Below are 10,520 nucleotides of genomic sequence, written 5' to 3'. Positions count from 1 at the left end.
GCTTGGAGTGGTGCAGCTCCATGATGCGGCCGGAGATGTGGGGCTCGAGTGCGCCGTAGTCGTACGACAGCTCGGGAAGGGTGTAGACAGCCATGCCGGAATGCCTCCTGGATCGGTGCGCCGCACAGCGGACGGTGCGACAACTGTGGCGAAAGGTTCGGCCGGTGCTAAACCGAGCGAACACGACACCCGTGGAACGCGAACGACCCGTGAGATGTTCCGGCTGGTGCCGGTCCGTCTCACGGGTCGTCGTGCTCCGCAGGGGGAGCGGTCAGTGCTTGGTGGTGCCGGTGTCGTCAGGGCTGACGATGTGGCTGCCGCCGCCCACCGCGGAGCCGGACTCCACGGCGTGCGTGGTCTCCGCGGCGCCGAGCGCGTCGTGCTCGCCGTGCGAGTGGGACGCCGCCACCTCGGAGGGGGTCACGGGCTCGACCCGGTCCTCGTAGAAGAAGCGCGACAGGCGCTGCATCCGGCGGTCCTTCTTGTAGCCCTTGCGGCGGACACCGCGAGAGTCGGTCGCCGGCTCGATCTCCAGGGGAGCGTGCGCCGTGTAGTTCACACGGAGCCAGCGCTCCTGGTCGTCGAGCGGACGGTGGACCTCGATGTACTCACCGTGCGCGAAGCGCACGATGCGACCGGTCTCGTGACCGTGCAGGACGAGCTCGCGGTCCTTGCGCTGCAGCCCGAGGCAGATGCGCTTGGTGATCCAGAACGCGATCACCGGGCCGACGAAGAGCAGCACACGGAACACCCAGGTGATCGAGTTGATCGACAGGTGGAAGTGCGTCGCGATGAGGTCGTTCGAACCCGCGAGGGCCAGGATGATGAACGCCGTCAGGAAGCCGACGCCCAGGCCCGTACGGACCGGGACGTTGCGCGGACGGTCGAGCACGTGGTGCTCGCGCTTGTCCTTGGTCACGGCCGCCTCGAGGAACGGGTAGACAGCGAGGAACGTGAACAGCAGACCCGGGATCACGACCGCCGGGATCAGGACGTTCAGCGAGAGCGTGTAGCCCGCGATCACGAACTCGGTCTGGCCCGGCATGAGTCGTAGCGAGCCCTCGAGGAACAGCATGTACCAGTCGGGCTGAGCACCGGCCGAGACGGGGGAGGGGTCGTACGGACCGTAGTTCCAGACGTTGTTGATGGCCATCGTGGCGCCCATCGCGGCGATGACGCCGAACACCACGAAGAAGAAGCCACCGGCCTTGGCGACGTACACGGGGAACAGCGGGAAGCCGACCACGTTGGCGTTGGTGCGGCCGCCACCCGGGTACTGCGTGTGCTTGTGCAGCACGACGAAGAACAGGTGGAGGGCCACGAGCGCCAGGATGAGGCCGGGAACCACGAGGATGTGCAGCGTGAAGAGCCTCGGGATGATGTGCTCGCCCGGGAACTCGCCACCGAAGATGAAGTACGACATGTACGACCCGATGATCGGGATCGACTTGACCACGCCGTCGGTGATGCGCAGACCGTTGCCGGAGAGCACGTCGTCAGGGAGCGAGTAGCCCGTGAAGCCGGCGGCGAGGCCGAGGATCATCAGGAGGAACCCGACCATCCAGTTGAGCTCACGCGGCTTGCGGAACGCGCCGGTGAAGAAGACGCGCATCATGTGCGTCACGATCGCGGCCATGAAGAGCAGGGCCGACCAGTGGTGGATCTGACGCATCAGGAGACCGCCGCGCACCTCGAACGAGGTGTGCAGCGTTGAGGCGAAGGCCTCGGACATGAGCTGGCCGTCCATCGTGGCGGGCTCGCCGTGGTACGTGACCAGGCCCATGCTCGGCACGAAGAACATCGTCAGGAAGAAGCCCGAGAGGATGAGGACGACGAACGAGTAGAGGGCGATCTCGCCCAGGAGGAACGACCAGTGGTCCGGGAAGACCTTGCGGGCGAACTCCTTGACGGCCCCGGCGATGCCGGTCCGCTGGTCCAGATAGTCTGCGGTCGCTTCAGCGGGTCCCGCGGTGCTGGTGCTCACTTGAGGCGCTCCCAGTAGCTCGGTCCGACGGGCTCCAGGAAGTCGCTCTGCGCGATCAGGTAGCCCTCGTCGTCAACGGTGATCGGCAGCTGCGGGAGCGGCCGCTTGGCGGGGCCGAAGACGACCTTGGCGCCGTCCGCGACGTCGAAGGTCGACTGGTGGCACGGGCACAGCAGGTGGTGCGTCTGCTGCTCGTAGAGCGCGACCGGGCAACCGACGTGGGTGCAGACCTTGGAGTAGGCGACGATGCCGTCGTACGACCAGTCCTTGCGGTCCTCGGCCTCGGTGAGGTCGCGGGGGTCGAGACGCACCATCAGGACGATGGCCTTGGCCTTCTCGGAGATCCACTCGTGCGAGGTGCGCACCTCTTCCGGCACGTCGGGGATGACGTGGAAGGCGCTGCCGATCGTGACGTCCTCGGCCTTGATCGGGCGGCCCGAGGGGTCGAGCGCGAGGCGCATCTTGGGCTTCCAGAGGGTGTGACGGAACTTGTTGACGTTCCAGTCTCCACCCACCTCGGCCACGAGGGGAACAGCGATCGCGAGCGGGAACAGCGCGAGGGCGGTCACGACCGCGCCCTTGAGCACGCCACGACGGCCGATGCCGGAGTCCTGCGCACCCTCGGTGAGGGCCTGCACGGCCTCGGCGCGGACGGCGTCCGAGCTGCGCTGGCCGTGCCGCTCGTCGACGTGCTCGTGATCCGACATGAGGGTCTTGGCCCAGTGCACGGCGGCGAGGCCGATGCCGAGCAGCGAGAAGGCCAGGCCGAGCCCGATGACGAGGTTCGCCGTCCGGATCCCCGCGATCGAGGTGTCCTCGGGCAGCGCGAAGAACGCGACCAGCATGCCGATGGTGCCGATGATGGAGATCGTGAAGAGGATCACGACCTGCTTCTCGGCACGCTTGGCGGCCCGGGGGTCACGGTCTGCCATCCGGCTCTTGTGAGCCGGGATTCCCGGATCCTGGAAGCGGTCGAGCTCGTGCCCGTCCTGCTTCGTCAGGTCCGTCGAGTTCTGGTTGTCGCTCACGACGACTTCGCTCCGATCCACACAGCGGCGCCGATCAGCAGGCCCATGCCCACGATCCACACCCAGAGGCCCTCGCTGACGGGGCCGAGAGAACCAAGGTCGAGTCCACCGGCGGAACCGTCGCGCTGCTCGACGAGGTAGGCGATGACGTCGCGCTTCTCGTCGGGGGTCACGTTCATGTCGTTGAAGACCGGCATGGACTGCGGTCCGGTCTGCATCGCCTGGTAGATGTTGCGCTCCGAGGTCTCCCACAGCGCGGGGGCGAACTTGCCCTCGGAGAGGGCACCGCCCGCACCGACGGCGTTGTGGCACATCGCGCAGTTGGTGCGGAAGACCGCAGCACCGTTCGACGGGTCACCGAGCGAGGCGTCGACCTGCTCGTCCGTGGGGATCGCCGGGCCGGCGCCCAGGGAGGCGACGTACGCAGCGAGCTGCGCCGTCTGCTCCTCGTCGAACTGGCGCGGCTTCTGGATGGCCTGAGGGCCTTCCATCTGCATGGGCATACGACCGGTCGACACCTGGAAGTCGACAGCGGCCGCTCCGACGCCGACGAGGGACGGGACGGTGTCCGATCCCTCGGCGCTGGGGCCGTGGCAGGTGGCGCAGTTCGCCTGGAAAAGCTTCTGGCCTGTCTCGATGTCCTCGGTGCTGGCGCTGTCAGCGCTGGCTGGACTCGGGGCAAAGGCGGCGTAGACGCCGCCGGTGACCAGCAGCGCCAGCAGCAGCAGCACGACCGGTGCGAAGCGGTGGTGCCTGCGGGCGGCGAGTGCCTTCACGAAATGATCCTCGTCTCGCAAGTGGGGGGTGCAGGGGGCAGATGTGGTTGTCCGGGCATCGGTGCCGCGGGCGTCACCGCGTCAGCGGAGGATGTAGATCACGAAGAAGAGTGCGATCCACACGACGTCGACGAAGTGCCAGTAGTAGGACGTCACGATGCCGGTGGTGGCCTCGTGGTGCCCGAAGTTCTTGGCGGCGAAGGACCGACCGAGAAGGAACAGGAAGGCGATCAGACCACCCACGACGTGGAGTCCGTGGAAGCCCGTGGCCAGGAAGAAGACCGAGCCGTAGGGGTGCGACGAGATGGTGAGTCCCTCGTGCACGAGCTCGGCGTACTCGTAGACCTGACCGCCGATGAAGAACGCACCCATGAGGTACGTGAGCGTGATCCACTCGTTCATCCCCCACCGGTTGACCTGGAAGATCGATCCGGTGCGGACGGGCTGGAAACGCTCCGCCGCGAGGACACCCAGCTGGCACGTCACGGAGGACAGCACCAGGACCGACGTGTTGATCACGGCGAAGGGGATGTTGAGCTTCTCGGTCTGAGAGGCCCACTCCTCGGCGGGTATCACCGATCGAGCGGTGAAGTACATAGCGAACAGTCCAGCGAAGAACATGAGCTCGCTGGCCAGCCACACGATCGTCCCGACCGAGACAGGGTTCGGTCGGTTGACGCTCACGTGCTGGTGGGCGTGGGGGGCAGCCGTTGCGGTCGACACATCAGCCATTATGGCCGACCCGGGAGCGATTTGGACCACTGGATCGGGGGGTGGCGCGCGGCGAATCTCACAAACTCTCCAGATTCTCCCACCAAGCCCTGCACTTCATGACGGATCCCGTTGAAGTGCCATGAAACGGCGGTATCTCGGGGGTCGTGACCACGGCCTGGAACACCCGCGTCCGCCCCGGCGCGCGAGGATGTCGCCCGGGCCCGTGACGTGCCAAGATTCCCAGGAGTGCTGTGCCTCCGGCTCGGCGATCGCGGTGGTCTCCCACCGGACGACCGGCAGGCACGAGCAGGCTCGACCGGAACCGGACGAGACCCGACCCAGAAGGAGGCGACGATGACGTCGACGACGAGCGACCTGACGACCACCCACCCGGAGCAGGACACGCTGTCCGAGGTCGGGCCGGTCCAGGCCGCGCGCGCGCCGCACATCCTGCTCTACAGCGACGACGTGACGGTGCGGGAGCAGGTGCGCCTCGCCGTCGGGCGTCGTGTCCGGGCGGGAGCACCGGACATCGTCTGGAAGGAGGTCGCGACCTCCACCGCGGTCGTGGCCGCGGCCGACGCCGGCGGGTGGGACCTCCTCGTCCTCGACGGCGAGGCCGACAAGGCCGGCGGCATGGGACTGTGCCGCCAGCTCAAGAACGAGATCTTCCGGTGCCCGCCGGTTCTGGTCCTCACCGGCAGGCCCCAGGACGGTTGGCTAGCATCGTGGTCGCTCGCCGACGAGGCCGTCCCCCGGCCGTTCGACGCGATCGAGCTGCAGCGAGCGATCGTCTCGCTGATCGAATGACCTCATGAAGGGCAGATCCCGTGACCACGACACCGGGCACTCCGGCAACCGTCCCGTCCGTCCTCGCACCCCAGGGCGTCTCCCTGGTGCCTGAGCAGACGGCGCCGTCGTGGCCGGGTCTCCTGTCCGAGCTCATCGCCGGGCACGAGCTGAGCCCGGAGCTGACGGCGTGGGCCATGGGCATGGTCCTGTCGGGAGAGGTCAGCCCCGTCCGTCTCGCGGCCTTCCTCGTCGCGCTGCGGTCCAAGGGCGAGACCGTGGGCGAGCTGCGCGGCCTGGCCGACGCGATGCTCGCGCACGCGACCCGGTTCACGGTCCAGGGCCCCACGGTGGACATCGTCGGGACGGGCGGCGACCGTGCGCACACGGTGAACGTCTCGACCATGGCCGCGGTCGTGATCGCCGGGACGGGCGTCCGCGTCGTCAAGCACGGCAACCGGGCGGCGTCGTCGTCGTCGGGCTCGGCGGACGTCCTCGAGGTCCTGGGCATCCGCCTCGACCAGTCCCCGGAGCGGGTCACGCAGCTGGTCGACGAGGTGGGCATCACGTTCTGCTTCGCGCAGGTCTTCCACCCCTCGTTCCGGCACTCGGCGGTCGCGCGCAAGGAGCTCGGGATCCCGACGGCGTTCAACTTCCTCGGGCCCCTGACGAACCCGGCCCAACCCCCTGCGACCGCTGTCGGCGTCGCCGACGCGCGCATGGCCCCGCTCGTGGCCGGCGTCTTCGCGTCGCGCGGCACCTCGGCCCTCGTGTTCCGCGGGGACGACGGCCTCGACGAGCTCGCGGCGACCGGCACCTCGACCGTCTGGGAGGTGCGTGACGGCTCCGTCACGACCCGGTCGCTCGACGCCGCGGCCGAGCTGGGCCTCCAGCGGATCTCTGTCGAGGACCTGCGCGGGGCCGACGCGGCGTTCAACGCCGAGGTCGCGCGTCGCGTGCTGGCGGGCGAGACAGGACCCGTCCGGGAGACCGTGCTGCTCAACGCCGCGGCCGCGCTCGTCGCGGACGCGAGCCTGCCCGGTACCGCCGAGGGGACCCTCGTCGAGCGCCTGCGCGCGGGCATGGCGCACGCGGCGACGAGCGTCGACTCGGGTGCGGCAGCGGGGGTCCTGGAGCGTTGGGTCGCCGCCTCGACGCGGTGAGGACGCGCCCGGCCCGGTGCGCCCGGTGCCGGGCTCGCCGGGCTCATCGGGCGACGGACGAGGGCGGGGCACGGGCGGGACACCGTCCGCGCCCCGCCCTCGTGCGTGGGTTCAGTCGTCGAGCCCCAGGGCGAACGCCTGCTCGAGGTCGACGTCCGAGTACGCGCGGAACGCGATGAAGGTCTCGGTGCGCAGCACGCCCTCGATCTTGCTGACGCGGTCGGCGATCACGTCGGCGAGGTCGTCGTGCTCCTTGACGCGGACCATGGCCACGAGGTCGGCCTTCCCGGTGACCGAGTAGACCTCGCTGACACCGCGGAGCGAGGCGACCTGCGAGGCCACCTCGGGGATGAGGTTCGGTTCGGTGTCGATGAGCACGATCGCGGTCAGCATGGGTCCTCCGTCGGGTCCGAGGCGCGGGGCTCGTCGTCCGACGGGCCGGGGTCCAATCTAGCCTCGACGTGCTGGGCGACGCGCTGCGCGGTGCGGTCGCGGTCCGCGAAGGCGCGTGCCGAGCGGACGGGCCAGGCGAGCGGGTGGGTCACGTCGACGAGCCGGACCCCGGGCTGCTCCAGCCAGCCGAGGACGAGCTCGGCCTCGTGCGGGTGGCAGGCGGGCGCGGGGGCGACGGGCGCCGCGACCTCCTCGGCGGTCGCGACGAGCGCCTCGACGGTCGGCCACGGGTCGGTGCCCGGAGCCGAGACCCCGGTCGCCGCGAGGCGCGCGTGCCGCACCACCACGATCTCCCACCCTCCCCGGTCGAGGGGCTTGGCGGCGACGAGCTCGGCGCACTCCGCGAGCGGCCCGAGGCGTTGCGCGCGCCCGGCCCCGAGCAGGAACGCCTCGAGCCGCGCGGTGACCTCGGCGGCCTGCTCGTAGCGCTCGTCGGCGGCGAGCGCGGCGATCCGGGCGGTCAGGGGCTCGACGACGTCGCTCGGGTCCGCGAGCAGCGTCGCCCGTGCGCGTCCCACGATGGCGGGGTAGCCGTGCTGCTCCTGCGCCGTGGTGCAGGGGGCCCCGCACCGCCCCATCTCGGCGAGCGCGCACGCGCTGGCCCCCGGTGCGGGCAGCAGCGGCAGGCGAGGCGTGCACTGGCGCAGGGGGAGCGCGTCGTGCAGCGCGTCGATCGCCTGCTGAGCCTGGCGCCGCGACGAGTAGGGGCCGATGTGCGCGGCGTCGGGCCTCACGTCCTGGACGATCGAGAGCCGCGGGTGGTGCTCGCGCGTCAGACGCACCCAGCTCATGCGCTCGGGGAACTTGGAGCGACGGTTGTAGCGCGGCGCGTGCTCGGCGATGAGCCGCAGCTCCCGGACCTGGGCCTCCAGCACGGTCGCGCACACGACGGGCGTCACGGCGTGCGCGATGCGCACCATCTCGGTCATGCGGCTGCGCTTCTCCGCGGCCGTGAAGTAGCTGCGGACCCGGCGCCGGATCGAGGTCGACGTGCCCACGTACAGGACCTCCTCGCCCGGTCCGCGGAACAGGTAGACGCCCGGTGCGTCCGGGAGCCCGTCGGCGAGCGTCCGCTTGCGCCGGACGTTCGGCGGGACCGGGTCGGTCGCGGTCGCGAGGTCCTCGAGGTGGGTGATGCCGAACGGGGCGAGGCGTTCGAGCAGCGCGTGCAGGACGTCGACCGTGGCGCGCGCGTCGGCCAGCGCCCGGTGCTCGGGGGTCACGGCCGCGTGGAAGAGCGCGGCGAGCGTCGAGAGCTTGTGGTTGGGGGCCTCGTCGCGTGTCACGACGCGCCGGGCGAGGGGGACCGTGTCGAGGACCTGGTTGCCGGGCCAGTCGTAGCCCGCGCCGCGAGCGGCTGCCTTGAGGAACCCGATGTCGAACGGCGCGTTGTGCGCGACCAGGACCGCACCCCGGGAGAACTCGAGGAAGGAGGGCAGCACGGCCTCGATCGGGGGCGCGGTCGCGACCATCGCGGTGCTGATCCCGGTCAGGCGGGCGATGAACGCCGGGACGGGCGTGCCGGGGTTGACGAGGGTCTGGAACTCGCCGAGGACGTCGCCGCCGCGGACCTTGACGGCGCCGATCTCCGTGATGCCCGCCGAGGCGGGCGAGCCTCCCGTCGTCTCGAGGTCCACCACGACGAACGTGACGTCCTGCAGCGGGGTGCCCAGCTCGTCGAGGCCGAGCTGGACGGGCGTGCTCCCGGGGGCGACGTCGGGGGTGAATGATCGGACCGAGAGCTGCGGGGGAGCGGCCGAGGCTGCGGCGGTCGGGGACGGCATGGGCCCGAACGTACCCGGGGGCACCGACACGCCCGGCGGCGAACGGGTAGGACGCGCTGCGCACCCGCGCCGCGTCGTCGGGACCCGACGCCCCGTCGGCCCGTAGTGTTGACCCATGGATGGGACGAGTCGGGACAACAAGGACGCTGCGCCGCGCTCGGCCGACCTGCTCCCGGGCGAGTCCGCGGGGTCGCCGCCAGAGGGCGACCTCCCGCGTCCGCCCGTCCCGCCCGAGGTCCGCACCCAGCTCCTCGAGCTGGCCGCCCGCACCCTCGGTGCATGGCCCAGCGCGACGGTCCCGGCCGCGCTGCGCCGCGTCAGGACGTTCGCGCCGCGCCGACGCGCCGCGTCCGGCGCGGTCCCGCTCTGGCAGGCGCTCGAGACGAGCCCGTCGTTCCGGTCCGCGGTCGCGGCCGCGTGGAGCGCCGCACACCCGGGGGAGGCGCGCGAGCTCGTGCCCGACGGCACCGCGGCCACCGCGACGACCGGCCCCGGCACGTCGGCCGGGCCGGGCGACGACGAGGCCGCTCCCGCCCCGGGTGCCGACTCTGCCGGCACGACCGCCGGGTCCGCTGCGTCCGTCGCGTCCGACAGCCGGGAACCCGACGGCACGTCCGCGCCCGGGGGGAGCGACGCCGTCGGGCAGGACGCGGAAGCCACCCCCGCGCCCTCGGCCGCCCGGGACAGTGCCGGAGACGCCGTGGACCTGGCCGTCGGGGCGTTCCTGCTGCGCCCGGACGGCTGGGAGAGGTACCTCGAACGAGCGCACCAGGACGCCCAGGAGCGCGAGCACGAGGCGCGCCGGTCCCAGGAGGTCGACCGAGCCGTCACGGAGCGCGACAAGGCCCTTGCCGAGCTCGACGCGGCCAAGCGCGCCGCCGCGGCCGACCGTGCCGCGCTCGAGGAGGCCCGTGCGGAGCTCGCGAGCCTGCGCCGGACCGAGCGCAGGCTGCGCTCGGACGCCGACCGTGCCCGTTCCGAGGCGCGCGCCGCCCGCACCGACGCCGACGAACGCGCACAGGCCGCCGAGGCGCTCGCCGCCCTGGCGGCCGCGGAGCGACGTGAGGCCGCGGTCACGCTCGAACGTGCCCACGCGGCCCGCGACGAGGCGCGCACGCTCACGCACACCGGGGCCGAGCTCGCCAACGCGCGGGCACGCCTGCTCCTGGAGACGGTCGTCGACGCGGCGGTCGGGCTCCGCCGCGAGCTCGGGATCCCCCCGACCACGCTGCGCCCGGGCGACACCGTGGCCCCCGTCGAGGTCGACGCCGCCGGGCACGGCACGGGCGGCACGACGCGACCGGGCTCGCGCGGCCGCGCGGGCGACGACCCGGCGCTGCTCGACGACGTGCTCGCCGTGCCCCAGATGCACCTGATCGTCGACGGGTACAACGTCAGCAAGACGGGGTTCGGCACGCTCACGCTCGCGCAGCAGCGGCGCCGCCTCGTCGACGGGCTCGTGCGCATCGCCTCGCGCACGGGCGCCGAGGTCACGTGCTGCTTCGACGGCCAGGAGCTGGGCCACATGCCGCCCGCGAGCACGCGCGGGGTCCGGGTCCTGTTCTCGTCCGGGGAGATCGCCGACCACCTGATCCGGCGCCTGGTCGCCGCGGAGCCCGAGGGGCGGCCGGTGGCGGTCGTCACGAGCGACCGCGAGGTCGCCGACGACGTCCAGGCCATGGGGGCGGTCGCGATCGGCTCGCCCGCCCTCGTCGGGCGGCTCGCGCGGCTCTGAGGCCCCTGGGGGACCGTCACCCTTGGCGGGTGGGACCGTCGCCGTCGGCGGGTCCGTCGCGACGCACGGACGGCCGGCCCCCTGGGAGGGGACC

The 10,520-nt window shown here is 71.6% G+C and carries 9 protein-coding genes and 1 pseudogene; 3 read left to right on the top strand and 7 right to left on the bottom strand.

Annotated elements, in window-relative coordinates; genetic code table 11:
* From ACFVQ3_RS18195 to ACFVQ3_RS18175, 5 genes and pseudogenes are all read right to left on the bottom strand, one after another.
* A pseudogene (locus tag ACFVQ3_RS18195) lies at positions 1-94 on the bottom strand (superoxide dismutase); the annotation flags it as partial.
* A gap of 177 nt (positions 95-271) precedes the next feature.
* Positions 272-1,984 carry a cytochrome bc complex cytochrome b subunit gene (locus tag ACFVQ3_RS18190; protein WP_387642086.1) on the bottom strand — a complete coding sequence of 571 codons (1,713 nt, stop codon included), beginning with the start codon at positions 1,982-1,984 and terminating at the stop codon, positions 272-274.
* A complete protein-coding gene (locus ACFVQ3_RS18185; RefSeq protein ID WP_387642083.1) occupies positions 1,981-3,012 on the bottom strand; it encodes a Rieske 2Fe-2S domain-containing protein in 1,032 nt (343 codons plus the stop codon). Before ACFVQ3_RS18185 ends, ACFVQ3_RS18190 begins: the two co-directional genes overlap by 4 nt.
* The gene (locus ACFVQ3_RS18180) at positions 3,009-3,788 is read right to left on the bottom strand and encodes a c-type cytochrome (RefSeq protein WP_387642080.1); all 780 of its coding nucleotides are present in this window, start codon (positions 3,786-3,788) and stop codon (positions 3,009-3,011) included. The genes ACFVQ3_RS18185 and ACFVQ3_RS18180 overlap by 4 nt, the downstream gene beginning before the upstream one ends.
* An 81-nt stretch (positions 3,789-3,869) precedes the next feature.
* On the bottom strand, positions 3,870-4,520 hold the full coding sequence (locus ACFVQ3_RS18175) for a heme-copper oxidase subunit III (protein WP_191792016.1): 651 nt from the start codon (positions 4,518-4,520) through the stop codon (positions 3,870-3,872).
* 336 nt (positions 4,521-4,856) lie between these two features.
* Between ACFVQ3_RS18175 and ACFVQ3_RS18170 the strand changes: the two genes are divergently transcribed.
* Together ACFVQ3_RS18170 and trpD are read left to right on the top strand one after the other, a co-directional pair.
* Positions 4,857-5,312: a hypothetical protein gene (locus tag ACFVQ3_RS18170; RefSeq protein WP_225228503.1), complete on the top strand. Its 456-nt coding sequence runs from the start codon at positions 4,857-4,859 to the stop codon at positions 5,310-5,312.
* An 83-nt stretch (positions 5,313-5,395) separates the two neighbouring features.
* A complete protein-coding gene (gene trpD / locus ACFVQ3_RS18165; protein ID WP_387642089.1) occupies positions 5,396-6,454 on the top strand; it encodes an anthranilate phosphoribosyltransferase in 1,059 nt (352 codons plus the stop codon).
* Between the two features lie 111 nt (positions 6,455-6,565).
* Here the strand turns inward: trpD and ACFVQ3_RS18160 are convergent, their stop codons facing one another.
* Both ACFVQ3_RS18160 and ACFVQ3_RS18155 read right to left on the bottom strand, forming a co-directional pair.
* Entirely contained in the window at positions 6,566-6,847 is a 282-nt protein-coding gene (locus ACFVQ3_RS18160) for an Lrp/AsnC family transcriptional regulator (protein WP_138824253.1), read from the bottom strand.
* Positions 6,841-8,691 carry a DEDD exonuclease domain-containing protein gene (locus ACFVQ3_RS18155; RefSeq protein ID WP_387642076.1) on the bottom strand — a complete coding sequence of 617 codons (1,851 nt, stop codon included), beginning with the start codon at positions 8,689-8,691 and terminating at the stop codon, positions 6,841-6,843. The genes ACFVQ3_RS18160 and ACFVQ3_RS18155 overlap by 7 nt, the downstream gene beginning before the upstream one ends.
* A gap of 115 nt (positions 8,692-8,806) precedes the next feature.
* On the opposite strand from ACFVQ3_RS18155, the gene ACFVQ3_RS18150 reads away from it, so the two are divergent.
* Positions 8,807-10,426, top strand: a complete 1,620-nt coding sequence (locus tag ACFVQ3_RS18150; protein ID WP_387642073.1) for an NYN domain-containing protein — start codon at positions 8,807-8,809, stop codon at positions 10,424-10,426.
* Positions 10,427-10,520: the final 94 nt, after the last annotated feature.

The organism is Oerskovia sp. NPDC057915 (assembly GCF_042887685.1).
GTDB lineage: Bacteria > Actinomycetota > Actinomycetes > Actinomycetales > Cellulomonadaceae > Oerskovia.
Note: the sequence above shows the minus strand (reverse complement) of the source record. Positions and strands in the feature narration are given on the sequence as shown.